Raw genomic sequence first — 24,871 nt, 5'->3', positions numbered from 1 at the left:
ATTAAGTATATCTAAAGGCTAACTACTTGAATTTCATAAAATACGCGATTCAGTCTAACGTCTTATTCGCCTTGGTGATACACGGATTAGCGATAAAAGCATCAATCAGTCACAGTGCTAAACAATATTCTGCTTAAGATCAAAGAATCCCAATATTCTTAACGTGTTTACCCGAAATTTAACGCACGATGATTCATTTAGAAGGGATTCGCAGGTATATTGATGTCCACTCTTTTTGCGCCTAAAGGACCCCACATGATCACATTCTTGCGCCGATTCACTATTCTCCAACGACTGATGATGATGTTAGTGATGGCGGCTATAGGTACTGTGTGTTTTGCGAGTTTTTCCATTAAAGAGCAATACAGCAATCTTATTGAGCAAAAGTGGCAACAGATTGATGGCCAGCTCGGCAGCCTCCTCAGTGTAATCGATATTCATCGCCAAGATGCCCTAAGCGGCAAGCTGTCAGAAGCAGAAGCGCAACAAGCGGCGGCAAACCTGATTGACCAAACCCGTTACGCCGGTGTCGGCTACTTTATTGTGATCGATGATAATAATCAGATCCTCGCCCATGGCGAACGCAGCGATCTTATTGGCACATCGGCGCTCAATTTTAAGCTGCAAAATGGCACGAATCCCCTTGCCACTATGTTGCCGCTAGCCCGCCAAAACGGCAAAACCATGCTCGAATATCCAATTGCAAATCCCGTGTCGAAGAACATTGAAGATAAGCTGGTCGAAGCCCGTTATTATCCCGAATGGGGCTGGACGCTCATCACTGGTGCCTACTTAAGCGACGTGAAACAAAGTCTTAAAGCCGTGATCATCGATTATCTGATTATCATGTTTTTAATTTCTGTGCCAATTTTCGCGTTTTTCCTGGTGCTGAATCATTCCATTACCTCACCGTTAAACGACGCTATCGATGCGCTTGAGGATATCGCCCAAGGCGAAGGCGACCTAAGCCAACGTTTAAGCACCCAAGGCAAGGATGAAGTGGCGCACCTAGCCCACGCCTTTAACCTGTTTGCCCAGAAAATTGGCGACATGGTGGGTCATTTACAGCCATTGGGCCAGTCCCTCGATAACGATGCCAAGCAGTTAATGCTGGCCGTTGAAGAGTCGAACCAAAGCGCAGAGCATATCCACCGTGAAACCGGTAGCGTAGCCACCGCCGTGAATCAAATGCTTTCAACCACCCATGAGATGGCGAGCAACACCCAGCAGGCTGCCGATGCAGCCAACAGTGTGAAGAATCAGGCGCAGCAAAGCCAAGCGGTAATCGATGATACGGTGCGTGATACCGAAAAACTGGTGCAAGAGCTAAGGGCATCAGAAGTGATCACCCAAAAACTCGGACAATCCTCGGCGCAAATTGGCAGTATCCTCGATGTCATTCGCTCTATTGCCGAACAAACGAACCTGTTAGCCCTCAATGCAGCCATCGAAGCCGCCCGCGCGGGGAGCCATGGCCGCGGGTTTGCCGTGGTCGCCGATGAAGTGCGCGCACTGGCCAATCGCACCCAAGACTCTACCAACGAGATCCAAAAAATCATCTCGGATATTCAAATGGGCGTGAACTCTGTGATGAAGAGCAATAGCCAAACACAGACTCAATCCGATGAATTGCAAGCCAAAGCCCGTGAAGCGGGTAATGCCATGGCGGCGATTTTGCAGCTTATCGCCCATATCAGCGATATGAACACCCAGCTCGCCAGTGCGACCGAGGAGCAATCGCTAGTGACGGAGGAAATCAACCGCAATATCTGTAATATTTCGGAATTAACCGAAGTCTCAGTCAAAGCTAATGAAGGTAACAGCCGCGCGGCGCAGTCATTGCAGGATATTAGCCAAGATATGTCACATACCTTAGGCCAATTCAAAATCTAGTTCGCCGGATAAGATAATCAGAGCAACCACCATCAAAGAGGACGTATTAGAACGTCCTCTTTTAGTTTAAAATACTTCACTCAACTAGGTTAGATGCAATCTAGACGGGTATCCATGCTATAAACTAGGATATGACTTTACCCTATTGCCGATTGAGGAACGCCCATGCGCATGACCTTAGCCGTTCACCCGCGGCAGTATACCATCCACAGTTTTAGCCCGAATGCTCAACTACCTAGCGAAGTCTTTGCCGAAGAAGTGTACTTTATCGGCCGAACCGAGGAAGGGCTGACAGTCGTGGTATCGAGTGAACTTGAGGTCGACAGTTTAGAGCAAGAACCCCATTGGTGCTGTTTTGAAGTCTTAGGCCCGCTGGGATTTTCGATGACAGGCATTTTATCGAAAATATCCGGTACCTTAGCCGATGTGCAGATCAGTATCTTTGCCCTTTCCACCTTCGATACCGACTATATTTTGGTCAAGAAAAATTGTCTCCAAAGCGCCGTTGCCGCCTTAAAAAAGGCGGGTTACAAGATTATTGAGTCGAACGAAGCGCCATAATATTGCTAAAGAGTTAAACCACTATGTACGAAAAATCTGTCACTATCACCGCAAAACATGGTATTCATACCCGCCCAGCCGCCCTGTTAGTGAAAGAAGCGAAAACCTTCAACTGCGATGTGTTAGTTGAATGCAATGGCAAACAGGCCAGTGCCAAAAGCTTATTTAAATTGCAAACATTAGGCCTGTATCATGGCGTCACAGTCAAAGTGTTTGCCGAAGGTGAGCAGGCACAGGAAGCGGTCGAGAAAGTCTCGGAACTGCTCATCACTTTAAGTTAAACGGCATCTTAGCCAGCTTGATAGGAACGAATATGTCGATTACGGGGATCATAGTGTCATCGGGGATTGCCTTCGGACAGGCGCTCCACCTTACCCAGGCCGAACACCACCTCGATTATCGTCCTATTCCCCTATCACGGATCCCGCAGCAACAGAGTAAATTTGTCAAAGCCCTACAGGCGCTGCAACAACAACTCAGCCACAGCCAAACTAAGCTCGACCCACAAAGCGAAAACTATCAGTTAATTGAAGCCGATTTGTTACTGCTTGAAGATGAAGAGCTTATCGACCAAGTGAAGGAAGCGATCCGCACCCTGCAGTTATCAGCCAGTGTGGCGGTCGAGCGGATCTTCGCCCATCAGGCGAATGAGCTTGAATCCTTAGACGATCCCTATCTTGCCAATCGTGCCCAAGATGTGCGATGCCTAGGCCAGCGATTAGTCACTGCTATTAACGGACGCTTAGATCAAGGCTTAGCCCAGTTAACTGAGCCTACGATCCTTTTAGCGCAAGATCTCACTCCCGCGGAGTTTGCGTTATTACCCAAGGAGCAGATCAGCGGCATAGTGCTTAAAACCGGCGGCTTGACCAGCCATACGGCGATTTTAGCCCGCGCGGCGGGGATCCCCGCTATTCTTAGCTGCCAGTTCGATGCCGAGTTTATTCCCAATGGCACGCCACTGGTGCTCGATGCCCTCAGTGGCGAGCTTTTTGTTAATCCTGCGCCCGAGCAGCAGGCACGCTTAACCGTCACATTGCACCATGAGCAGGCCCGACGTGCCGCTCTGCAAGCGTACCGAGATGTGCCCGCCAAGACGCAAGATGGCCACCTCGTAGGCCTGATGGCCAACGTGGGCAACTTGAACGATATCACCCATGTTGGCGATGTGGGTGCCGATGGCATTGGTCTGTTTCGCACCGAGTTTATGTTGATGCACACCAGTACACTGCCGGATGAAAAAGCGCAATACAATCTGTACTGTGAAGCCTTGCATGCGTTAGGCGGTAAAACCTTTACGATCAGAACATTAGATATTGGTGCCGATAAAGAGCTGCCCTGCCTCTGCCAGGAAGTTGAAGACAATCCCGCCCTGGGCCTTCGCGGTGTCAGATACACCTTGGCGCATCCAGAGTTGTTTAAGACTCAACTCAGGGCGATTTTGCGGGCGGCTAATCACGGTCCCATTCGACTCATGTTTCCCATGGTGAATCAGGTTGAAGAACTCGATCAGATTTTTACCCTCATTGCCGAATGCCAAGATGCCCTCGAAGAGGAAGAAAAAGGCTTCGGTGAACTCAGTTACGGGATAGTGGTCGAAACGCCCGCCGCCGTGATGAATCTTGCCTCCATGCTGCCACGCTTAGATTTTGTGAGCATAGGCACCAATGACTTAACCCAATATGCCATGGCGGCGGATCGCACGAATCCGCAACTGACGCGGGATTACCCTTCCCTGTCACCGGCGATTTTAGGGCTCATCAAGATGACCGTCGACCAAGCCAAAGCTGCTGGAGTCAAAGTGTCACTCTGTGGCGAACTTGCCAGCTCGCCGCTGATGGTCCCGCTCCTTATCGGCATGGGACTCGATGAACTCAGCGTAAACTTAAGTGCATTGCTGGAGGTGAAGGCCGCAGTTTGCCAAGGGCAATTGACGAAATTTTCTGCGTTAGCGCACACCGCCATGCAACAGAATAGAATTTCAGAACTACAGCAGTGTATAACAAGCTATAAATAATACATTTTATTGGTTATGCTGCTTTACAGACTAAAAAGATAACAACAAAAACAAGCGAAGGGGCACAGGATAATGGGATTTTTAAGCCGAATAAGGCGATTGGTATCAGGGCAACCACAACTGGCTGGCGGCATTATGGTTTACGCCCCTGTGAACGGGGAAATTGTGGCCATTGAAAAGGTCCCCGATGTGGTATTTGCAGAGAAAATTGTGGGTGATGGTATCGCCATTGCGCCAAAGGGAGACACGATTGTCGCCCCAATCGACGGCACCATAGGTAAAATTTTTGAGACTAATCATGCTTTTAGTATCGAATCGCCACAGGGATTAGAGCTTTTCGTGCACTTTGGCGTCGGTACCGTAGAGTTAAGGGGCCGAGGTTTTAGCCGTTTAGCGGAGGAAGGCCAAGAGGTCAAAGTGGGCGATCCCATTCTGTCTTTCGATATTGATTACCTGAAAGATCAAGTAGATAGCCTACTCACTCCCGTTGTGCTGGCCAATATGGAAGATGTGAAATACTTAGATAAAGCCCAAGGTAGCGTCACCGCAGGTAAAGACGCGATTTTTACTGTTCAGCTTTAACGGTTATCCGCTTTACCGCCCGCTTACGAACGATCACTGGCAGAGCCCCTTGCCTGCCAGTCGCTCTCCCAAACAACGCACAGCTCTCCACCACTGACATCAGGGTTTGCTCAACTGTTTTCGCCAGCGCCGATTCGCGGCATCAATAAGCCGTGATCAGGATAGACTCGTCATCTTCTGTCAGCGGTAATTGCCCCAGTTGCATCAGCTTACCTCTTAACTCAGCAAGTTCTGCAGTAAAAAGCGTCGCACTTGCTTGGTTTAAGTTATGCGTTTCGGCTGCGGGAAATGTATCCTTCACAATCCGCAGCGCCGCAATGTCTTTATAGGGGATGGTCTTGCGGACAAACACAAAATCTCGAGTCTCTATTTGGCTAATCACTCGATGGGCGGCTTCATAATCCAGCGAAAAATCAGCATCTCCCACTAAGCGCAGTTGCAGATAAACCCGATGCGCGGCCAATATACTCAAACATTCTCGCCACTTAGTATTATTCATCTTCATCCTTGAAACACCCTCCTGCTTGCAGCACTTTGGATTGGTAATCTTTTTTTGTGCTCAACACTCTGCTGAATCCTGCGTGAAACGTATTAGTCTTTGGCAGATTGACGAGTGAGCGGCCGCTCCTCAAGATGTGCCACAATAAACACCAAAAACCGAAACAGTGATTTAATTCTAAGATCGTAATTGTTATCGGGTTTTGCCGATGCGAGCTTTTGTAAGGATTTGATTTTTGAGTAGGCATTCTCCACCAGCTCGGCATTCTCTTTGCCCACATACTTAGCAAACTCGGCAAATTCACCGATAAATTTCAGTGTCACTTTACGACGATTCAGGCTGGTCAGCGCTAAACCTTCTTTGATTTTTGCCTCAAAGAGTGAGCACTCAAGCCCTTGAATTATCGCCTGTTGCGGTAAACCACTGCTCAAGGCATCGGCGAGAAAGCCTAAATTAGCCTTTAATTCGAAGCTGATGGCCTGCTTACCCGCCGTCGATTGTTGCCAGCGGCTGCGCTCTTTATCAAAAATGTCGTATAACTCTTTCCAAATACTCATGCCCTATCCCTGCTGCAAGATGTCTGGCGCTGCTGACTTGGCCAAGACACGATTTTATTTAGGCAAATTTATCATAGGGTTAAAAATGCTAACACTGTTACTAGGGCGTGCTGACGTTTCCGGGTTATTTTTGCAGCAATTTGACTGACTTTTATGCAAGGCAACGTCCGTGCAGTGTAGTTATTCTACATAAACGGACGATAACGCAGCAGAAACGTCAGCCAAATGCTGCCCGAAGGGTTCGTCTGGCAAGCCCTTGCTCTTACTTTCTGTCATAAGAGCCGCTCGTCATTTTAGTAGAATAACTACACTTCATTCCTCGTTTCGCAAGCACGTGCTTGCCAGAACGAACAAAATCTAATCTCGAAACGTCAACACGCCCTAAGACATTTAGTAAAAAAATGGCCCGAACATGTCGGGCCATAGTGGTCATAGTCGAGAACGCTCGCGCTCAAGAGATCGGTAAAACCTTATTACTTACCTTATTGCTTAGCTTTGTTCTTTTCGGCCGATTGCTGGCGCAGTGCTTCTTTCTTTTGACGGCGAGCTTCAATCACTTGATTCACATCGCTACCAATGTGTGCTTCGTTACGTGATTTCGCTAAGTTTACTTGGCGCTCACGTTCAACGAAGCGCTTGCGCTGCTCGTCTGAAATCTTATCGATACAATGTGGGCAGCTAACGCCTTGCACATAGGCAGGGCTTAATTTTTCGGCTTCAGTGATCGGCATACGACAAGCATTACATTGATCGTATTGGCCTTTCTTTAAATCATGGTCAACGGCGACGCGGTTATCGAAGACGAAACATTCGCCTTCCCACAGGCTTTCCTCCTGTTTCACCTCTTCGAGGTACTTAAGGATGCCACCTTCGAGGTGATAGACTTCTTCAAAGCCCTGCTCTTTTAAATAAGCGGTCGATTTTTCGCAGCGGATACCACCAGTACAGAACATCGCGACTTTCTTATGTTTGGCAGGATCGAGGTTCTGCTTCACATACTCAGGGAATTCTCTGAAGGTTTCGGTCACTGGGTTAATGGCATTTTTAAAGGTGCCAATTTGCACTTCATAGTCGTTACGGGTATCCACTAGGATGACTTCTGGATCGGAAATCAGTGCGTTCCAGTCCTGTGGTTTTACATAGGTGCCCACCACTTTAAGCGGATCGATACCTTCAACGCCCATGGTGACGATTTCTTTTTTCAGCTTCACCTTAGTGCGGTAGAAAGGCATTTCATCGTCAAAGGATAACTTGTAAACGATGTTTTCGAGGCCATTTTGGTTATTCAGCCAAGCCAGCAGTGCATCGATGGCGGCTTGAGAGCCAGCCACAGTGCCATTAATACCTTCATTTGCCAGCAATAATGTGCCTTTAATCTCGGCCTGCTCCATCATGGACAGGAGTGGCTCACGCAGCGACTCAAAATGCGGTAATGAAACAAACTTATATAAAGCACAAACAACAACGTTAGACATAACACCCTCAACTGCTGGCTGGAACTTAATTTCCAGTGCACTAACTAATAACCAACCTAAGCCTAGGCTGGGTCGCAAAAATCGGCCGAAATTCTACCTGAGTCACAGTCAGATAAACACAGACAAAAACCAAGGTCATTGTTTATTTACAAGCCAAACGGTGGAAAAATCAGTAATAAACGCAGTATTTCTGTTTTAAAGTCACTACTATTGCCGACTTTTAAGCCGCTGCAGTGGCGACATCGCTTTTATGATTGCTTTAAGGAACACGACTATGCCCTTACCTATACTCTACAGTTTTCGCCGTTGTCCTTATGCCATGCGCGCTCGCCTTGGTCTATTGCTCGGCCAGTGCCAGGTAGAAGTGCGGGAAATCACCCTTAAAGCAAAACCCACAGAAATGTTAGCCATCTCCCCCAAGGGCACAGTGCCGGTATTACAGCTCCCTACGGGTGAGGTTATTGCCGAGAGCTTAGAGATTATGCGCTGGGCACTGACAAATACGCATTCACAAGCCGCACAGCCGTTACTCGGAGAAACCGCGTCAGCGCAAAATTTGATTGCTGAGCTTATCGCGCAGAATGATGTTGAATTTAAACCTTGGCTGGATAAGTACAAGTATGCCGACCGTTATCCTGAATACACCCAAGCGGATTATTTCCACAAGGCCAGCACTTTTCTTGAACGACTCGAAGCACAGCTTCAGCAACATCCTTACCTAATCGGCCCCACGTTAAGCCTAGCTGATTTTGCGATTGTGCCTTTTATCCGCCAATTTACGGCGGTGGATAGCAAACGTGATCTGACAGTGGCGTTTCCACGCCTAATGAGCTGGTTAACGGCGCTAACCAGCAGTGAAATATTTCTACAAGCAATGGAAAAATATGTGATCTGGCAAGCTGGCAATCCGCCGACTTACTTGTTAGGAACGTCTATAAGTGAATAAGAATTAACGTTTATTTTTGATATACATAATAGCAATCGGTAAAATGTTCGAGTAAAGTACGTAGCACTTAGGTAAAGTAACTCAACCGTTTTTAACATTTTATGCTAAATCATCACGATGAATGACAGGGATCAGGTACTTGGAAAATACGGATATTAACATCATTGCGATGCTCATAGGGCTAACCCTACTACATTGCGTCTTTGCGCGTAGGGTATTTAAGAGTCAAGCTAACCTTAGCACCAATAAAAAATGCCTCTGGTGCCTACTGAGTTTATTTTTAGGACCCATAGGCTACTATGCCTACCACGGTTTAATCCCCTTAGATAAACTGCCAAATGACTAAGTTAATTTAAGCTCACCGATGTTTTCTAAGGGTGTTGAATGAGCCATAAAAAAGCGCGAACAATATCGCGCTTTTTTATTAGGTTTACTTCTATAAATGACTGTGCAATAACACATCATCCTCGGGATCTTTTTTGATCACCGGCGCCTGTCCCTCGGCTAACGCTTGTTTGTAACTTTGGTTCATTTTCAGCGCCAGATATAAATCGGGTCGGATCAAGATACCACCTTCACCGGACTGCATTCCCGCTTGTTCAAACCAACCGAGCATCTGCCGTTTACGACCGGCTAACACTAAGCGTATGCCGCGCTTCTTCAGTAGTTGATGTAAATCCGCAAGCATGGCCATCACACTCAAATCTAAGTGAGTAAAACACGGCACGGCATCGATGATAATGCAATCCACTGGCTCTGGCTCTCGGATAAACTTCTCCAATAAGCGGCGCTTAAAGTAAGTGGCGTTAAAGTAGGTTAACGGCGAATTGAAGCGGTAGATAAACACGCCGGGTACAGATTTGGCTTTGCCAGAATCATCCACACTGCGAATCACCCCTTTTTGGTCCAGCCCGAGCACTTGATCGGTTGGGCGCATCACGGTCGCTAAAAATTGGAATAAGCCCAGCAATACCGCCAAGGTAATGCCTGGAATAACCCCAATAAACAGCACCGAGAATAAGGTAGTACAGGCGAGTAAAAAGGCGGAGCGGTCCCGCACGCGCAGGTTCCACAGCGCCTTTAAATCAATCAAGGAAATCGAAGCAATCACCAATACCACGCCGAGCGCAGAACTGGGAATATATTTCAGTGGCGCGGTAAAAAATAGCGCGACTAATGCAATTAAGACCGCTGCGATGATGGACACCAACTGACTCTTACCGCCGTTTGCATCGTTAACCGCAGTGCGCGAATCGGCGCCACTGACGGCAAAACCTTGGGATAACGCGGAGGCGATATTGGCAATCCCAAGGGCACGAAACTCTTTATCCGCATCGATATCGTAGCCATTTTTCGCCGCAAAACTGCGCGCCGTCAGCATCATGCTCACAAAGCTCACCATGGCTAAGTTGAGTGCGGGCACCACCAGTTCACGGGCAATACCGATATCGAACACAGGCGCTTGAAACGATGGCAAGCCCGCGCTCACCTCACCCACCACATTGATATCTAAGCTGGTTAAATTAAAGGCCCAGACTAAAAACGCCGCCATCGCCATCGCACACATAGAGGCTGGCCACTGAGGACGATATCGTTTCACTAAGGCATAGGTTGCTAAGGTCACCACTCCCATCAGCAAGGTAGGCAAGTGGGTTCGAGTTAAATAGGAAGGCGCGCCGGATAAGCGCTCAATTAAATAACGCTCATCGAAGGTAAAACCAAAAATTTTTGAGAATTGGCCAACGATAATGGTGATCGCCACACCATTGAGTAGCCCCATCAGAATAGGTTTGGAGAGAAAGTCTGCTAATACCCCAAGGCGAAAACGGCTGGCGATTAAGCACCAAAAGCCCGTCATCGCCGTCATGGTCATCACCAGTTGCCAGTGCTTCATGCTATCGCCAGCAGCAAGCGGCGTCACCACGGCGGCAATCACGGCGCAGGTGGCGGCATCGGGGCCAACAATCAATTGTCTAGATGTGCCAAACAGTGCATATACCAACATAGGCAGCACGCAGGAGTATAAACCCACGGCGGCATTGACCCCGGTCAATTGGGCGTAGGCGATAGCAACGGGTAAAGCAACCGCCGCAACGGATAATCCCGCCCTCACATCATCCCTGAGCCATTGCTTCTCATACTGCAGCATCTGCGCCAAACCGGGCATTAACGATACTAAACTGGGAAACTTCACGCAGTAACCTCCATATACTCACTCCCAAGTTAATCACTAACTTGCGGTGGCTAAGTATAACTAAGCCTCAATGGGATCCCAAAAGGCCGTTACCTAAAAAAGCCACCAATAGTATGTTGGTTATGGCATAAAGCCAATCCTTACGCGAGTCAGTATCCCAGAATATTTAAGCTTTTAGCGCAATTAGCACTCTTTAACGCAGGATCATAGATAAGGACACCAACAATAAACTGCCCATAAACCAGTTAAAATGACGTCGACGTTTATCCGTATTCAGCTTTTTACTGATAGCGGCGCCCACAAATACCCAAGTGAAGGACGCGGGAAATCCCACCAGATTAAACACCAGCACGCCCAATACCGCACTGAGCCAAAAACCATCGCCCCCTAAAGTAAACGCACTGCAAAGGGTAATGGTCGACATCCAAGATTTAGGATTAATCCACTGAAACAGCGCCGCCTCCATCACACTCATCGGCTTACGCCCTTCATCCAAATGCGCCGCCTTAACGGGAGAGGTCACTAATCGATAGGCAAGATGCAGTAAATACACTAATGCCGCGTACTTTAGCACTTGGTGCAACACTGGAAACGCCTCGAACAAAGCCCCAAGCCCCAGTAATACCGACAGATGCAGAGAAGTCGAGCCTAAGCGGATCCCCGCGATATGTGGAATGGTGCGCATCACCCCGAAATGAGCGCCGGAGCTGGCGAGTAAAATATTATTCGGACCGGGAGTCATGGTCATGGTTGCACAAAAGAGTGCCGCTGAGGCCATTAAAGTCCAGAGTTGTGGGTCATTGACAAGTTGAATATCCATAAACACCTCAAATTGTACGCATACAATATTTGACAATAAACGATACAATAAATAATATAGGTAGATTAACGGAGATCAATGGATTTATTGTCATGGGTACAATTTGGACACCGGATCTAGAGGCATTTACTGGACCTAAATATCAACGTCTCGTCAGTGCCATTGAGCAAGGCATTTTGCGTAAAGTCCTGCCCCATGGCACAAAACTCCCACCACAACGGCGTTTAGCCGATGCACTTGGGGTGACCATAGGTACTGTTACCCGGGCCTACGCCCTTGCGGAGCAGCGCGGCTATGTGGAAGCACGTGTCGGTGATGGGACTTATGTCAACGCCTCTCCCGTGCCAGAGCTCAGTAACTTGCAGCTCAATATGGCGACGTGTCAGCAGCCGCTGACGGATCAAATTAGTACCCTGAGTGATTGCCTAAGCCAACTGGCTAAGGATCCGGCTAAATTGAGTCAACTCCTTGGCTATCGCGCCAGCCCCTTAGACCAGCATCAACAGATATTTCACCACTGGCTTTTACAACGCGGGATTGAACAGCAACCCGAGCAATTGATTTTTACCCATGGTGGCCAACAGGCCATTTTTGCCTGCCTAAATGCCTTCCTCACCAAGGGCGAGGTACTACTGCACGAGCAGTACAGCTATCCCGGAGTGCGAATTTGCGCAAAACAATTAGGTATCAATAGCATTGGCGTGCCGTTAACCTCTGACGGGGTCGACCTCGCTAGATTCGAAGCCTTAGTGCAAATCCACCAACCTAAGCTGGTGTATTTAACCCTTAACAATCAAAACCCCACTTGTATTCAATACAGTGAGCAACAGAGAGAAAAACTGTTATCACTCGCGGAGCAGTACCAGTTTTATATCATTGAAGATGATGTGAATTATTGCCTCCCAGAAGAATGGCGCCCTCCGCTGTGGCAGTTAGCACAGACGCTGAATGTGCCGAGGGTCATTTACATTTCAAGCCTGTCTAAGCTGTTTTCAGGGGGCTTAAGGCAAGGTTTTATTCTCGTGCCCGACCCGCTCATCGCCCCATTGCGCCTCGCCATCCACAGCCAATGTTGGATGGTGTCGCCGCTCAATGTGGAGCTCGCCTGTCAGCTAATCAAGCGCGGGCAAATCACCGCCAATCGCGATGCCATTATTCGCGAGCGTCAGCAGCAGTGCATGGCATTGGGCGACAGGCTGGGGTTAACTCAACGCTGGCGTGGTTTAAATGGCTGGGTTCAGTTGCCCGAAGACATTAAAGCCCATCATCTAGTGACCGCCTTAGCCGCCAAAGGCGTGCTGATCCGTAATGGGGATGACTTTAACTGCCATGATAACTTTATCCGTTTAAGTTTAGGCGGTGCCGAAAACGATACCCAATTCCAGCTTGCGCTCGAATGTATCGAATCCACCTTTAACGCCCTCAAGCAAAACGCCTATTCAGTCGTTTAACGTTGCATTTTTATCGCGAGAAAGAAGCAAAAAGAAACGCCAGAGTAATGCTCTGGCGTTTTAAACTTGGTTAATCACAAGCATTTTAGGTGTCGAGATGTAACGTTATAGCACCTTGAACACAAGCTGTGGCTATTGCACCTTAATCTGATACACGCTGATTGTGCCACTGACTTCATTGCCGATAATCAGCAGAGGCTGACCATTTGGACTCTTCTCGGCACTCACAAACTTCATGCCTTCTGGCCCTAAATCTCCCGCCAAACTGGCATCGCCTTTCACTTCGCCTGTATCTGTATCTATGCTGAAATCCGCCTCAAAATCACGATTTACCACATAATCCACAAAATGCACGTCAAAGGGATTGGTCACATCGTAAATCATAAAACCAGAGGTACGCTCAAGCCCGATAAAGGCATAGAGTTTCTGGCCAATTTTGCCTAGGGCTAAGGCTTCAGGCTCGGGTCCTTTATCATCACTGCGACTATCGCCTTTGTTTTCTTCGTTGTTATTATTGAAGTTATTGCCTAATAAGGCTGCGGTGATCCGCTCAAAATCGCTGCCACTGTCAAACACCTGTTGACCATCGGCCGTCCAGATTGAGAAGGAGCGCGCGCCGAAGCTCACGATTTTGTCATAATCGCCGTCGTTATCCTCATCCCCCATACTCTTAGTCACTTTTAAACGGGCTAATTGGGTCTTATCTTTCGCGGCGGCAAATTGTGGATGATTAGGATCTAAGGTTAAGTCACCGGCACGGGCTTCCTCCGAAAACCCCGCATAGTCGCGGGAATCTCCTTCGTTTGCGGTAACAATAAAATCAGCATTATTCCAACGGTAACTCGCTACGGTATCGGGTTGATACATGCCATACACGCCCGTATAGGCCTGAAGGTTGATCATATCGTCCTTGTCACTTGCATCAATTTTATTCACATCAAGACCGTAATCCTTCAGTCCCAAAGGTAAAATCTTCGCCACTTTGGCATTGGCGATATCAATCACGGCGATGGCATTGTTCTCCTGCAGGCTCACAAAGGCACGGCTGTTATCGGGGCTGACACTGATATACTCAGGCTCTAAGTCCTGCGCGACAGTAGCCATAGGGCCATTGATTTTAATGTCCTTGGTGATTTCATTATAGCGAGCATTACCCTGATTAAACTCGGTGAATGTCACGAGCGTTGCCGTCGCTGCGGGTTTGCCATCCGCAATGGCAATAATCGCTACGCTCCCCTCAGGATTGATACTATAGTCTTGATTTGGTTCACCTTCGTTGGCAACGAGTACCGTTTTGCCATCATGGCTAAAGACCACGTTATCCGGTAATGCACCGACTTATACCGCGCTGAGATACTGCGGCGTGTCATTGCCATTAAGTTGATAGAAAGCCACATAACCATTGGCTTGAGTCTTATTGCCCGCCGCATCGCCGCGCTCAATAGCCGCCGCTAACAAGTTACCAGAAATACTGACGCTGTTAACGCTGCCCATAAAACTTAAGCCCACATCTTTAGCAACATCCAGCTCGCCGAGCTTATCAAGATTATTCAAGGCTAATGGCGCAGTTGCCGTGGTCACATTACCAAGTAAGTGCGCATCGATAATGTCGACTTTACCGCTTCTCGCATTAACCACAAAAATACGCTGAGAAGCACTGTGATATTCGACAATCTCAGCTGCACTCAGGCCATAAACGCCCGTTTGATGGCGGCCAATCAGCTCTGCTGTAACTCCCGCAGCTTGGGGTTGGCAAATAAATTGTGTTTGCGCCGTATCGATTTCAGTTTCTTCCAACTCGCCATTACGATTCGCATCAAGCCCGGTATCGATACGTTGACCACCGGCAGGACAGTTCGCATCCCCTATGGCGAGTGCGGTCACGTTAACTAATGAATTTAAGCCATTATCCCCCTGCTCACCATTGGTACCGTCATCACCATTACAGGCACCAAGGAGTAAACTTGCCAGTATCGCACCGGCCAGCGGCAGTCGTTTTGTGTTCATTGCATCATTCCTGAATGTGTTGTTATTAGTCGTAGGGTTAAGCTAAAGCCCATTAAACTAATCCGCATTCAAGACGGTTAGATGACATACAGATGACACTGGAGTGACAATCTCAGTCGAATGAATGACGCTAAGGCATGCCTGAGCACATCAATGTAATACAAGGACAGTAAAGCGATTTTGGTTACAATTTAAGTGTAAAGATATCGTCATCGAGATTGGTTTATTTGCCTGAGCGTTTTACTATGTTATGGCTTAATATCCTTATACTCGATGACAAGACCTCTCATTCAGTTCAACTGTTGGTTGAGTCTACGCTGGTCACTCATTTCTTCCCTATACACCTCCAATGCTCATGGCGAAATTAGGCTATGTTAATTGAGGCAAAATGAGTCGCCATTAGGCAAAATTGTTACCCTACAATTTCGGTTTTCCAGTGACATAACACTTAATATCGCCTTCTTTCGCCACCCGAGGTAACTGTGGACCCACAACCGTCAAGCTATCCGACTAAACCGAGCAATATTCCCCATTTGGCCCTGCTGATCCCTATGCTCGCCGCTATTGTTGCGATCACGCCGCTCGCGATCGACATGTATTTGCCCGCCATGGCAACCCTCGCCCATAGTTTTCATACCGATATCACCTTAGTGCAGCAATCCTTGAGTGTTTACTTGGGCGGCTATGCCCTGGGTATGCTGTGCTTTGGCCCACTTGCAGACCGTATTGGTCGTCGCCCTATGGTGATAATGGGTCTCTCGGGCTTTATGTTAGTCAGCCTGTTATTGGGCTTAGCCGAGCAGATTGAAGTGTTTTTAGGACTGCGCTTTTTACAAGCCTTTATCGGCGCTGCGGCCACTGTGGTCGTCCCTGGGTATATCAAAGAAGTCTATGGTGAAAACACGGCTAAGGGTATGTCTTATGTCAGTTTAATCATGATGTTAGCACCATTATTAGCACCCAGCATCGGTAGCCTTATCCTCGAGCTTGGCGAATGGCATTTGATCTTCTTTATCCAATCGGCCTATGCCATGTTGTTGCTGTTGTTGGTCATTACGTTGCTCAGAATGCCGAGCGATAAAGATCAGAGTAGCCGCAGTCAAAAATCCTTTTTAGGGGCTTATGCTACTGTGTTTTCACGTCCCGGCGTCAAAATGAACATTGCCAGTGGCGTGCTTACCTCTTTTGCGTTTTTTTGTTATTTAACCGCGTCGCCCTTTGTCTATATGGAGGTTTTTTCCCTAGATAAATCCTTATTCGCCCTGCTCTTTAGTACCAATGTGGGCGCGCTGATGCTGGCAAATATTATCAATACCCGAATTGTGGGCCGTTATGGCTCGTTGAGGATGCTGCACGTGTCGACCTTCTTCGGCGCGCTGGCGGCGGTAGGTTTACTGGGAGTGAACTTACTGGGACTCAGTTATCATTTCACCGTATTGATGTTGATCCCGCTGATGGGGAGCCTTGGCATCATGTCGGTCAACGCCGATGCTATTGTGCTGATGAAATTCAAGCAGGAAACGGGCACTGCAACGGCAGTGATTGGCACTCTAAGATTCGGTTTTGGCGCCCTTGCTGGGCCATTACTCGCGCTGTTTTACAATGGCACCGCAGTGCCCTTCTCGGCATTAATGCTGACAGCAGTGTTGTTGGTGGGATTCTGTCAATTTAACCGACCGACTCACCAAGCCAAGCCGAAGGAGTAATCTGCATCTTTATGCCACGTAAACAATGCAATTGTGGTATTCATCGCTTTTGTGGTTGATTTGTAAAAGATTAAGTGTTTTCTAAGTAAACGGCACTCAGGTTATATATAGAACCTTGAGTGCCGTTTTTCATTGTAAATCTGCTAACCCATTCTAATGAAAGAGATTAAATAAAATCACCATAAATAAAAACTCCCGTTTCATAAGCGTTTATCGCGTCTAAACATGAAATTGTTTCAAGTTGGTTATTTTTTACATAAAAGCCTTGAAATGTGTTCTTTTTTGAATATGATGAAATTCTGTTCATTGCAACAGCTGCTGCATCCAAAGTGATGAGCGCTTGAAATCGATGGTTTCAAGCTCAGCAATCGGAGTCTGAATTACCCTTCAGGCTTATTTTTAGAGCGATTACCGTCGCTGTAACAAGATACTGTTTACCGTAACGGTACTATGCAATAGGAGTTTCACATGGAGAAGTTATCCGGCGCCAGCATGATTGTGCGCTCCCTTATTGATGAAGGTGTAAAGCACATATTTGGTTATCCTGGCGGCTCAGTGTTAGATATCTACGACGCCCTGCACCTTATCCCCGGTATTGAACATATTCTGGTTCGCCACGAACAAGCCGCCGTGCATATGGCCGATGGTTATGCCCGCGCCACGGGTAAAGTCGGCGTGGTACTCGTGACCTCAGGTCCAGGTGCCACCAATGCCATTACTGGCATCGCCACCGCCTATATGGATTCAATTCCATTAGTAGTGTTATCCGGCCAAGTACCCAGCAATCTTATCGGTAACGATGCGTTCCAAGAATGTGACATGATTGGGATTTCACGCCCAGTCGTCAAACACAGCTTTTTAGTACAAGATCCTACTCAAATACCTGAGATCATTAAAAAAGCCTTTTATATTGCTTCCACGGGTCGCCCCGGCCCCGTCGTTGTCGACTTGCCAAAGGATTGTCTCAATCCTGCATTGCTACACGATTATATTTACCCCGAGAGCATTAAAATGCGCTCCTATAATCCAACGACATCGGGCCACAAAGGCCAAATTCGCCGTGGATTACAGGCATTACTGGCGGCGAAAAAACCCGTGCTTTATGTGGGTGGCGGCGCCATTATCTCCAGCAGTGAAAAACAGATCTTAGCCCTAGCGGAAAAGTTAAATATCCCCGTTGTCAGCACCTTAATGGGCCTTGGCGCCTTCCCAGGCACACATAAAAACAGCTTAGGCATGCTGGGGATGCACGGTCGCTATGAAGCCAACATGACCATGCATAACTGCGATCTGATCTTCGGGATTGGCGTGCGTTTCGATGACAGAACCACCAACAACATCGAGAAATACTGCCCAAATGCCACTATTTTGCATATCGATATCGACCCTTCATCGATTTCAAAAACCGTCCGAGTGGATATCCCCATCGTTGGCTCGGCCGATATCGTATTAGACAGCATGTTAGCCCTGCTGGAGGAGTCGAAGGAGAGCAACGATAGCGAGGCAATTAATCAATGGTGGCAAGAAATCACAGTATGGCGTAACCGCAATTGCTTGGCATACGATAAGGAAAGCAACCGGATCAAACCACAGCAAGTGATTGAAACTCTTTATAAACTCACTAATGGCGAGGCCTATGTTGCCTCGGATGTGGGCCAGCATCAAATGTTTGCCGCGCTCTATTATCCCTTTGATAAACCTCGCCATTGGATTAACTCCGGCGGCCTTGGCACCATGGGCTTTGGTTTACCCGCTGCCATGGGAGTCAAAATGGCAATGCCTGACGAAACCGTTGTGTGCGTCACGGGCGATGGTTCGATTCAAATGAATATTCAAGAGCTTTCAACCGCTCTGCAATACGATACGCCGGTTAAAATTATCAACTTAAACAACCGTTTCCTCGGCATGGTGAAACAGTGGCAGGATATGATCTACTCGGGTCGCCATTCCCATTCCTATATGGATTCGGTACCCAACTTTGCCAAAATTGCCGAAGCCTATGGCCATGTTGGCATGACGATTAGCGATCCCGCTGAGCTTGAGTCTAAGATGGCCGAAGCCCTCGCCATGAAAGACAGACTGGTATTTATCGACATTATGGTGGATGAGACTGAGCACGTGTATCCCATGCTTATCCGCGGCGGCGCGATGAATGAAATGTGGTTAAGCAAAACGGAGAAATGCTAATGCGTCGAATTATATCTGTATTACTCGAAAACCAATCCGGCGCATTATCTCGTGTTGTCGGTCTGTTTTCCCAACGCGGTTACAACATCGAAAGTTTAACTGTGGCACCAACCGATGATAACACCTTATCGCGCCTCAATATTACCGTAGTGGCCGACGAAAAGGTGCTAGAGCAAATCGAGAAACAACTGCACAAGTTAGTCGATGTGCTCAAGGTGTCGAATGTCACCGAATCGGCTTATATTGAGCGGGAGTTGGCACTGGTTAAAGTCCGCGCTCAAGGGGAATTACGGGAAGAAATTAAGCGTACCGCCGATATCTTCCGTGGGCAGATTGTCGATGTCACTGCCAATCTCTACACCATTCAATTGGTGGGCACGACCGAAAAACTCGATGCCTTTATTCACTCCATGGGTGAAGTAACCAAAGTGGTTGAAGTGTCGCGCTCTGGCGTTGTGGGCTTGGCCCGCGGCGAGAAAGCGATGAGAGCCTAATAGAAGTGAAATGCCCATTAACGCATGCGAGCTTGCCATCGCAATGCTTTGAAATAGCCAACATGGGATTTTAATTGGTGAGATAACAATAAGGGGAGCATTAAGCTCCCCTTCTTTATCCGCGCAATTCAGGATTAGGACTGACCATCTAATAGGCGCGAGGTGGTGATTTCAATCTTGCGTGGTTTTAACGCTTCAGGGATTTCACGCACTAAATCAATGTTCAATAAACCATTCTCTAAACTGGCACCCAATACAGTCACATAATCGGCCAGTTGGAAGGTACGCTCAAACCCGCGCTCGGCAATACCTTGGTATAGGTATTTACGCTCGGTTTGGCTCTCGGCCTTATTGCCTTTAACCAGTAATTTCTCACCTTCGCTACTGATCTCAAGCTCTTCCATCGAGAACCCGGCCACGGCCATTGTAATGCGATAACGATTTTCGCCAAGGAGTTCAATGTTATATGGAGGATAACCTGAGTTGCCATTATTCGCGGCAGCGTGTTCTGCCATTTGGGCTAAACGATCAAAACCAATAGCACTACGGTAAAGAGGAGTTAAATCATAAGTACGCATATTCATATCCTTGTCTTAAGCAATATGGGAAAGTGGCGAACGTTTTTCAATTGAAAACGTATTTGTCTCGCCTAAATTAACTTCTGTCCTAGCGGCACAGAATCGATTGGGATCCTCATCGAGCGATCCTGCAATAGATATAAGGATAGGAAAGCGTATTTCAAGGCAGTTTTTTAAAATTTTTTAAAAGCTAAATAAAAAGAGCAGGTTATTAGCATTAAAAACCTTGTATCTGGCGTGGTTAGTCGAATATCGCCAATAAAAAAGGAGCCCTTAGGCTCCCTTCTTCGGTCTCACACTCAGATTAACGAGTACGTGGACACAGTTCTTCAGCACTGAAGAAGTAAGCAATTTCACGTGCAGCAGATTCTAAAGCGTCAGAACCGTGAGCAGCGTTTTCGTCGATGCTTTCAGCGAAATCAGCACGGATAGTACCTGGAGCCGCTTGAGCTGGGTTAGTTGCACCTAAAATTTCGCGGTGAGCTAAAACAGCGTTTTCGCCTTCTAAAACTTGAACCATGATTGGGCCAGAAGTCATGAAAGCAACCAGAGCACCGAAGAAGCCACGCTCGCTATGCTCAGCATAGAAACCTTCAGCTTGTTCTTTAGTCAGGTGTAACATTTTAGCTGCAACGATCTTCAGACCAGCAGTTTCAAAACGGTTGTAGATTGCACCGATGTGGTTTTTAGCAACAGCATCAGGCTTAATGATAGAAAATGTGCGTTCGATCGCCATAACAAGCTTCCTTTGTCAGCAAGTTTGAAAAAATTCGCGCGGATTATACGAAATTTAAAAACCAAATCCTATCTTTAAAGCAAATAAGTCTGAGATATTGCGCACATTGGCTGGATTTGTAACCGGATTGTTCACACAAAAACGCCAGTCCATGTTTTCCACCGGACTGGCGAAAGGATAACAACACAACTAAATTGGCATATTTGCCAAAGACTCAGGGGTTATTTTCTATTTTTTGCCCAAATACCCGCCCACGCAATCAAGGCAACTAAAATGATTGCAGGGGCTAAATCGAGTAGATGGTGGAATAAACCGACGCCGCCATGACCAGGATGAGCCCATGCCAAGGCGGGTAACAGTGTGAATAACATAGCAAACAAAAGTTTCATGTGAACATCCTTGCGTAGCGGAAATAACATTAAGCGGTTAATCACTTAACTGATACATAACAAGGTACGTCATTCACTTAAAATGAATTTGATACTGATCAAACTCCTACAAAAATCCCATTTTAGGAGAGATGAAACGTGATCAATCTCACGTGACATCTTTTTCACTTGGACAAGATGCCCAAGTAGGCAAGATTACTTCTCTTCAATCCAGCATTGCTGAATGGCTTCCAATATCCGCTCATTACAATGCTTAGGATCGTCGTCAAAATCATCGAGAGCCAACACCCACTCGTATAACTGAGTAAAATGCAGCTTGTGGGGGTCAACCTCGGAATGCTTTTCTAGCAATTCTAAGGCGATATCTAGTGAATCAATCCATTTTAACGACATCCTCTCCCCCTTGTGCCATCTGCAGCTAAACGTTGCTCTCCTGAGTGTAGCCTAATCGCGGCTTAACTCTACGCTTGTGTGGGCTTTTTTGCCTTGAGGGCATTCTTTTCAACAAACTCAATAATGGCACCGGCGACATCTTTTGCGGTTGCCCCTTCTATCCCTTCAAGGCCTGGCGAAGAATTCACTTCCATCACCACAGGGCCATGATTTGAGCGCAATAAATCCACCCCAGCGACATTGAGTCCCATGGTTTTGGCCGCACGAATTGCGACTGAACGCTCTTCTGGGGTCAATTTAACTAAACTTGCAGTACCGCCACGGTGTAAGTTTGAGCGAAACTCCCCAGGCATGGCTTGGCGTTTCATCGCCGCAATCACTTTATCGCCCAGCACAAAGCAGCGAATGTCGGCGCCATTGGCTTCTTTAATGTATTCCTGCACCATGATGTTGGCTTTTAATCCCATAAAAGCTTCAATCACGCTCTCGGCCGCCTTGCGGGTTTCGGCTAGCACCACCCCAATGCCCTGCGTGCCCTCGAGCAACTTGATCACTAACGGCGCGCCGCCCACCATGTCGATAAGATCAGGAATATCGCTCGGCTTATTGGCGAAACCAGTAATTGGCAGACCGATACCACGGCGTGACATCAACTGCATCGAACGTAACTTATCGCGGGAGCGCGAAATGCCGACGGAATCATTGAGCGCATACACGCCCATCATTTCAAACTGGCGCAGCACAGCAGAGCCATAAAAAGTAATCGAAGCGCCGATACGCGGGATAACCGCGTCAAAAGGCGGCAACTCTTGACCACCAATATGAATGCTCGACTGACGCATATTGATGTTCATATAGCATTCGAGCGGGTTGATCACTTGGACTTCGTGACCACGTAATGTCGCAGCCTCAACGAGTCGCTTTGTGGAATATAGCTCAGGCCCTTGCGATAGGATCGCGATTCTCATTTTGGTCTCCGACAACCATTTCATTTTGAGCGCATCATACGCTCGGATTAGGATAAATCAATCATGGCAATTATTGCTTGCGCAAATGCTGGGCGCCAGAAGCCAAAAACCAGTCACATGGACTGGTTTTTGACGATATTGTCGCATCGGGTTGATTAACCTTCGCTCACCATATTCACAGTGTACTTAGGAATTTCAATCACCAGATCGCTATCGACAACTTTGGCTTGGCAGGACAAGCGGCTCTCAGGCTCGAGTCCCCAAGCCTTATCGAGCATATCATCTTCAAGCTCATCGCTTGGCTCTAGTTCATCAAAGCCTTCACGCACGATGCAGTGGCATGTGGTGCAGGCACAGGATTTTTCACAGGCATGCTCGATATTGATGCCGTTACGCAGCGCCACATCGAGAATCGTTTCACCTACTTTGGCTTCCAACACTGCGCCATCGGGACATAACTCAGCATGGGGAAGAAAGACTAACTGGGGCATCACATCACCTATATGTTGTCAATTGACTGACCCTTAAAGGCCACTCGAATAGAATTGTCCATACGCTTCGCGGCGAAATCCTGAGTATGTTCATCGAGGACTTCAATCGCTTGCTTAATCGCATCGGCATCATCACCACGGGCAATTTCGGCAAGTTGCGCCATGACCGCATCAATCTGCTGACGCTCATCGCTTGTCAGCAGGTCGCCATCTTTTGCAAGCGCTGCATTTAACGACTCAAGTACCCTCGCCGCCTCCACTTGCTGCTCGGCCAGCATACGACGACTAATGTCTTCCTTCGCATGCTTCATCGAGTCCTTGAGCATAGTCGCGATTTCGGTATCCGATAAACCAAACGAAGGCTTCACTTGAATACTCGATTGCACGCCGGTGGATTTCTCCATCGCAGTGACGCTGAGCAGACCATCGGCATCGACTTGGAAGGTCACACGAATATGGGCTGCGCCCGCCGCTAACGGCGGAATACCTTTTAGGGTAAAGCGTGCGAGTGAGCGACAGTCATCGACTAACTCACGCTCGCCCTGCACCACATGGAAGGCCATCGCCGTTTGACCATCCTTAAAGGTGGTAAACTCTTGGGCGCGGGCGACTGGGATCGTGGTGTTACGAGAAACCACTTTCTCCACTAAACCACCCATGGTTTCAATCCCTAATGACAAGGGGATCACATCGAGCAGTAATAATTCAGACTCAGGTTTGTTACCGACCAGAATATCGGCCTGAATCGCCGCGCCAATGGCAACGACACGGTCAGGGTCGATTGAGGTTAACGGCGCCTTACCAAAAAAGGCTTCAACCTGTTCACGCACTAACGGTACGCGGGTGGAACCGCCCACCATCACAGTTTCTAATACTTCATCAGCCGTTACGCCCGCATCACGTAGGGTGCGACGACAGCTGGCGATGGTTTTCTTCACTAATGCACTGATTAAGCCATCAAATTCAGCTTTGGTCACCAGTTGCTTAAGCACATTGCCGTCGGCAAGTGTCAGGCTCGCTTCGACTTCACTCGCATCGGTTAAAGCTTCTTTCACACGGCGCGCTTCAATCAATAACTGACGGCTGAGCTGTGAATCGATATTAGCTAATTGCCACACTTGCTGCATATGAGCCTGCAACAGATGATCAAAGTCATCGCCGCCCAGCGCCGAATCGCCGCCAGTGGCCAGCACTTCAAAGACGCCACGATTTAAACGCAGAATAGAGATATCAAAGGTTCCGCCGCCGAGATCGTAAATCGCGATCACGCCTTCTTGCTTTGAATCTAACCCGTAGGCGATTGCCGCCGCGGTAGGCTCGTTGAGCAGGCGCAATACTTTCACACCAAGCAAAGACGCGGCATCTTTAGTCCCTTGACGCTGCGCATCATCGAAATACGCTGGCACAGTGATCACAACACCCTGCAGTTCGCCACCGAGGGTTTTCTCGGCGCGTTCAACCAGCGGACGTAAAATTTCCGCTGACACTTGCACCGGATTCACTTGCCCTTGAGGCGTGACAAACAGCGGTAAACCGTTTTCACTGGCTTCAAACTGGTATGGAAAAGCTTGCTCGCCGGATTGAATATCCGTGAGGCTGCGACCCATAAAGCGCTTGACCGATACAATAGTGTTTTTCGGATCCTGCGCAGAACTTAACGCCGCGACTTGACCCACTTCAATGCCATCTTGGGTATAACGAACGATAGAAGGTAAAGAATGCTGGCCATTTTCATCGGGTAAGGTCGCCGTTACGCCGCTGCGGACGGCGGCCACGAGGGAATTAGTGGTACCTAAATCGATGCCAACGGCAAGTCTATGTTGGTGCGGCGCGGCGCTTTGTCCGGGCTCTGCAATCTGCAAAAGGGCCATATGTATCCAACTTAGTAGCGCCGATTCAGACCCGTCTGAATCGGCTAAATAACTGC

The 24,871-nt window shown here is 47.9% G+C and carries 23 protein-coding genes and 1 pseudogene; 11 read left to right on the top strand and 13 right to left on the bottom strand.

All coding sequences use genetic code 11. The annotated features are described in order from the left end of the window. Window positions 1–255: 255 nt before the first annotated feature. From B5P39_RS11915 to crr, 5 genes are all read left to right on the top strand, one after another. Window positions 256–1,893 carry a methyl-accepting chemotaxis protein gene (locus B5P39_RS11915; protein ID WP_011717203.1) on the top strand — a complete coding sequence of 546 codons (1,638 nt, stop codon included), beginning with the start codon at window positions 256–258 and terminating at the stop codon, window positions 1,891–1,893. Between the two features lie 165 nt (window positions 1,894–2,058). Further along, the gene (locus B5P39_RS11910; RefSeq protein WP_088211655.1) at window positions 2,059–2,454 is read left to right on the top strand and encodes an ACT domain-containing protein; all 396 of its coding nucleotides are present in this window, start codon (window positions 2,059–2,061) and stop codon (window positions 2,452–2,454) included. Window positions 2,455–2,477: 23 nt separating this feature from the next. Beyond that, on the top strand, window positions 2,478–2,735 hold the full coding sequence (locus B5P39_RS11905) for an HPr family phosphocarrier protein (RefSeq protein ID WP_011717205.1): 258 nt from the start codon (window positions 2,478–2,480) through the stop codon (window positions 2,733–2,735). Between the two features lie 32 nt (window positions 2,736–2,767). Continuing rightward, window positions 2,768–4,471 (top strand): phosphoenolpyruvate--protein phosphotransferase, encoded by a 1,704-nt coding sequence (gene ptsP / locus B5P39_RS11900; RefSeq protein ID WP_088211654.1) that lies wholly within the window; start codon window positions 2,768–2,770, stop codon window positions 4,469–4,471. Window positions 4,472–4,543: 72 nt separating this feature from the next. After that, the gene (gene crr, locus B5P39_RS11895; protein ID WP_011622534.1) at window positions 4,544–5,053 is read left to right on the top strand and encodes a PTS glucose transporter subunit IIA; all 510 of its coding nucleotides are present in this window, start codon (window positions 4,544–4,546) and stop codon (window positions 5,051–5,053) included. Window positions 5,054–5,195: 142 nt separating this feature from the next. Here the strand turns inward: crr and B5P39_RS11890 are convergent, their stop codons facing one another. The 3 genes from B5P39_RS11890 to trhO form a co-directional block, all read right to left on the bottom strand. Next, window positions 5,196–5,552, bottom strand: a complete 357-nt coding sequence (locus B5P39_RS11890; RefSeq protein ID WP_254915771.1) for a hypothetical protein — start codon at window positions 5,550–5,552, stop codon at window positions 5,196–5,198. 92 nt (window positions 5,553–5,644) lie between these two features. Then, window positions 5,645–6,109 carry a hypothetical protein gene (locus tag B5P39_RS11885; protein WP_088211652.1) on the bottom strand — a complete coding sequence of 155 codons (465 nt, stop codon included), beginning with the start codon at window positions 6,107–6,109 and terminating at the stop codon, window positions 5,645–5,647. Window positions 6,110–6,591: 482 nt separating this feature from the next. Further along, a complete protein-coding gene (gene trhO / locus B5P39_RS11880) occupies window positions 6,592–7,584 on the bottom strand; it encodes an oxygen-dependent tRNA uridine(34) hydroxylase TrhO (protein ID WP_088211707.1) in 993 nt (330 codons plus the stop codon). A 274-nt stretch (window positions 7,585–7,858) separates the two neighbouring features. Between trhO and B5P39_RS11875 the strand changes: the two genes are divergently transcribed. Continuing rightward, window positions 7,859–8,530, top strand: coding sequence for a glutathione S-transferase (locus B5P39_RS11875; protein ID WP_088211651.1), 672 nt, complete (start codon window positions 7,859–7,861; stop codon window positions 8,528–8,530). Window positions 8,531–8,651: 121 nt separating this feature from the next. Next, the gene (locus B5P39_RS24940) at window positions 8,652–8,876 is read left to right on the top strand and encodes a hypothetical protein (RefSeq protein WP_088211650.1); all 225 of its coding nucleotides are present in this window, start codon (window positions 8,652–8,654) and stop codon (window positions 8,874–8,876) included. Window positions 8,877–8,966: 90 nt separating this feature from the next. Here B5P39_RS24940 and B5P39_RS11865 read toward each other — a convergent pair whose 3' ends face one another. Together B5P39_RS11865 and B5P39_RS11860 are read right to left on the bottom strand one after the other, a co-directional pair. Further along, window positions 8,967–10,724: a SulP family inorganic anion transporter gene (locus tag B5P39_RS11865; protein ID WP_088211649.1), complete on the bottom strand. Its 1,758-nt coding sequence runs from the start codon at window positions 10,722–10,724 to the stop codon at window positions 8,967–8,969. A gap of 193 nt (window positions 10,725–10,917) precedes the next feature. Then, complete coding sequence (locus B5P39_RS11860) at window positions 10,918–11,544, bottom strand: LysE family translocator (RefSeq protein ID WP_088211648.1); 627 nt, start codon at window positions 11,542–11,544, stop codon at window positions 10,918–10,920. 92 nt (window positions 11,545–11,636) lie between these two features. Here B5P39_RS11860 and B5P39_RS11855 point away from each other — a divergent pair, with 92 nt between their 5' ends. Continuing rightward, the gene (locus B5P39_RS11855; RefSeq protein WP_088211647.1) at window positions 11,637–12,995 is read left to right on the top strand and encodes an aminotransferase-like domain-containing protein; all 1,359 of its coding nucleotides are present in this window, start codon (window positions 11,637–11,639) and stop codon (window positions 12,993–12,995) included. A gap of 132 nt (window positions 12,996–13,127) precedes the next feature. Here the strand turns inward: B5P39_RS11855 and B5P39_RS11850 are convergent. Continuing rightward, a pseudogene (locus tag B5P39_RS11850) lies at window positions 13,128–15,002 on the bottom strand (choice-of-anchor I family protein). A 482-nt stretch (window positions 15,003–15,484) separates the two neighbouring features. On the opposite strand from B5P39_RS11850, the gene B5P39_RS11845 reads away from it, so the two are divergent. The 3 genes from B5P39_RS11845 (at window position 15,485) to ilvN (ending at window position 19,389) form a co-directional block, all read left to right on the top strand. Beyond that, window positions 15,485–16,708 (top strand): multidrug effflux MFS transporter, encoded by a 1,224-nt coding sequence (locus tag B5P39_RS11845; protein ID WP_088211646.1) that lies wholly within the window; start codon window positions 15,485–15,487, stop codon window positions 16,706–16,708. A 468-nt stretch (window positions 16,709–17,176) separates the two neighbouring features. Beyond that, complete coding sequence (locus tag B5P39_RS11840; RefSeq protein ID WP_088211645.1) at window positions 17,177–18,895, top strand: acetolactate synthase 3 large subunit; 1,719 nt, start codon at window positions 17,177–17,179, stop codon at window positions 18,893–18,895. Next, on the top strand, window positions 18,895–19,389 hold the full coding sequence (gene ilvN, locus B5P39_RS11835; protein WP_011622520.1) for an acetolactate synthase small subunit: 495 nt from the start codon (window positions 18,895–18,897) through the stop codon (window positions 19,387–19,389). The genes B5P39_RS11840 and ilvN overlap by 1 nt, the downstream gene beginning before the upstream one ends. Window positions 19,390–19,523: 134 nt before the next feature. Here the strand turns inward: ilvN and B5P39_RS11830 are convergent, their stop codons facing one another. The 7 genes from B5P39_RS11830 to hscA all read right to left on the bottom strand — a co-directional run bounded on the left by B5P39_RS11830 (window position 19,524) and on the right by hscA (window position 24,815). After that, on the bottom strand, window positions 19,524–19,967 hold the full coding sequence (locus B5P39_RS11830) for an Hsp20 family protein (RefSeq protein ID WP_011622519.1): 444 nt from the start codon (window positions 19,965–19,967) through the stop codon (window positions 19,524–19,526). Between the two features lie 304 nt (window positions 19,968–20,271). Continuing rightward, window positions 20,272–20,703 carry a nucleoside-diphosphate kinase gene (gene ndk, locus B5P39_RS11825; protein ID WP_011717218.1) on the bottom strand — a complete coding sequence of 144 codons (432 nt, stop codon included), beginning with the start codon at window positions 20,701–20,703 and terminating at the stop codon, window positions 20,272–20,274. A 221-nt stretch (window positions 20,704–20,924) separates the two neighbouring features. Further along, the gene (locus tag B5P39_RS11820) at window positions 20,925–21,092 is read right to left on the bottom strand and encodes a hypothetical protein (protein WP_041412653.1); all 168 of its coding nucleotides are present in this window, start codon (window positions 21,090–21,092) and stop codon (window positions 20,925–20,927) included. 195 nt (window positions 21,093–21,287) lie between these two features. After that, window positions 21,288–21,485, bottom strand: coding sequence for a Fe-S cluster assembly protein IscX (gene iscX / locus B5P39_RS11815; RefSeq protein WP_011622517.1), 198 nt, complete (start codon window positions 21,483–21,485; stop codon window positions 21,288–21,290). Window positions 21,486–21,553: 68 nt separating this feature from the next. After that, a complete protein-coding gene (gene rimK / locus B5P39_RS11810) occupies window positions 21,554–22,453 on the bottom strand; it encodes a 30S ribosomal protein S6--L-glutamate ligase (RefSeq protein WP_088211644.1) in 900 nt (299 codons plus the stop codon). A gap of 155 nt (window positions 22,454–22,608) precedes the next feature. Further along, window positions 22,609–22,944, bottom strand: coding sequence for an ISC system 2Fe-2S type ferredoxin (gene fdx / locus B5P39_RS11805; protein WP_011622515.1), 336 nt, complete (start codon window positions 22,942–22,944; stop codon window positions 22,609–22,611). Window positions 22,945–22,952: 8 nt separating this feature from the next. Next, window positions 22,953–24,815, bottom strand: a complete 1,863-nt coding sequence (hscA, locus tag B5P39_RS11800; RefSeq protein WP_088211643.1) for a Fe-S protein assembly chaperone HscA — start codon at window positions 24,813–24,815, stop codon at window positions 22,953–22,955. Window positions 24,816–24,871 lie beyond the last annotated feature (56 nt).

The organism is Shewanella sp. Shew256, assembly GCF_002196695.1.
GTDB lineage: Bacteria > Pseudomonadota > Gammaproteobacteria > Enterobacterales > Shewanellaceae > Shewanella > Shewanella mangrovisoli.
Note: the sequence above shows the minus strand (reverse complement) of the source record. Positions and strands in the feature narration are given on the sequence as shown.

Bases quoted from the DNA above. Each gene is read 5' to 3' on its own strand.
- B5P39_RS11915 (WP_011717203.1), top strand. From the start codon at position 256: ATGATCACATTCTTGCGCCGATTCACTATTCTCCAACGACTGATGATG.
- B5P39_RS11910 (WP_088211655.1), top strand. From the start codon at position 2,059: ATGCGCATGACCTTAGCCGTTCACCCGCGGCAGTATACCATCCACAGT.
- B5P39_RS11905 (WP_011717205.1), top strand. From the start codon at position 2,478: ATGTACGAAAAATCTGTCACTATCACCGCAAAACATGGTATTCATACC.
- ptsP (WP_088211654.1), top strand. From the start codon at position 2,768: ATGTCGATTACGGGGATCATAGTGTCATCGGGGATTGCCTTCGGACAG.
- crr (WP_011622534.1), top strand. From the start codon at position 4,544: ATGGGATTTTTAAGCCGAATAAGGCGATTGGTATCAGGGCAACCACAA.
- B5P39_RS11890 (WP_254915771.1), bottom strand. From the start codon at position 5,552: ATGAATAATACTAAGTGGCGAGAATGTTTGAGTATATTGGCCGCGCAT.
- B5P39_RS11885 (WP_088211652.1), bottom strand. From the start codon at position 6,109: ATGAGTATTTGGAAAGAGTTATACGACATTTTTGATAAAGAGCGCAGC.
- trhO (WP_088211707.1), bottom strand. From the start codon at position 7,584: ATGTCTAACGTTGTTGTTTGTGCTTTATATAAGTTTGTTTCATTACCG.
- B5P39_RS11875 (WP_088211651.1), top strand. From the start codon at position 7,859: ATGCCCTTACCTATACTCTACAGTTTTCGCCGTTGTCCTTATGCCATG.
- B5P39_RS24940 (WP_088211650.1), top strand. From the start codon at position 8,652: ATGACAGGGATCAGGTACTTGGAAAATACGGATATTAACATCATTGCG.
- B5P39_RS11860 (WP_088211648.1), bottom strand. From the start codon at position 11,544: ATGGATATTCAACTTGTCAATGACCCACAACTCTGGACTTTAATGGCC.
- B5P39_RS11855 (WP_088211647.1), top strand. From the start codon at position 11,637: ATGGGTACAATTTGGACACCGGATCTAGAGGCATTTACTGGACCTAAA.
- B5P39_RS11840 (WP_088211645.1), top strand. From the start codon at position 17,177: ATGGAGAAGTTATCCGGCGCCAGCATGATTGTGCGCTCCCTTATTGAT.
- ilvN (WP_011622520.1), top strand. From the start codon at position 18,895: ATGCGTCGAATTATATCTGTATTACTCGAAAACCAATCCGGCGCATTA.
- B5P39_RS11830 (WP_011622519.1), bottom strand. From the start codon at position 19,967: ATGCGTACTTATGATTTAACTCCTCTTTACCGTAGTGCTATTGGTTTT.
- ndk (WP_011717218.1), bottom strand. From the start codon at position 20,703: ATGGCGATCGAACGCACATTTTCTATCATTAAGCCTGATGCTGTTGCT.
- B5P39_RS11820 (WP_041412653.1), bottom strand. From the start codon at position 21,092: ATGAAACTTTTGTTTGCTATGTTATTCACACTGTTACCCGCCTTGGCA.
- iscX (WP_011622517.1), bottom strand. From the start codon at position 21,485: ATGTCGTTAAAATGGATTGATTCACTAGATATCGCCTTAGAATTGCTA.
- rimK (WP_088211644.1), bottom strand. From the start codon at position 22,453: ATGAGAATCGCGATCCTATCGCAAGGGCCTGAGCTATATTCCACAAAG.
- fdx (WP_011622515.1), bottom strand. From the start codon at position 22,944: ATGCCCCAGTTAGTCTTTCTTCCCCATGCTGAGTTATGTCCCGATGGC.
- hscA (WP_088211643.1), bottom strand. From the start codon at position 24,815: ATGGCCCTTTTGCAGATTGCAGAGCCCGGACAAAGCGCCGCGCCGCAC.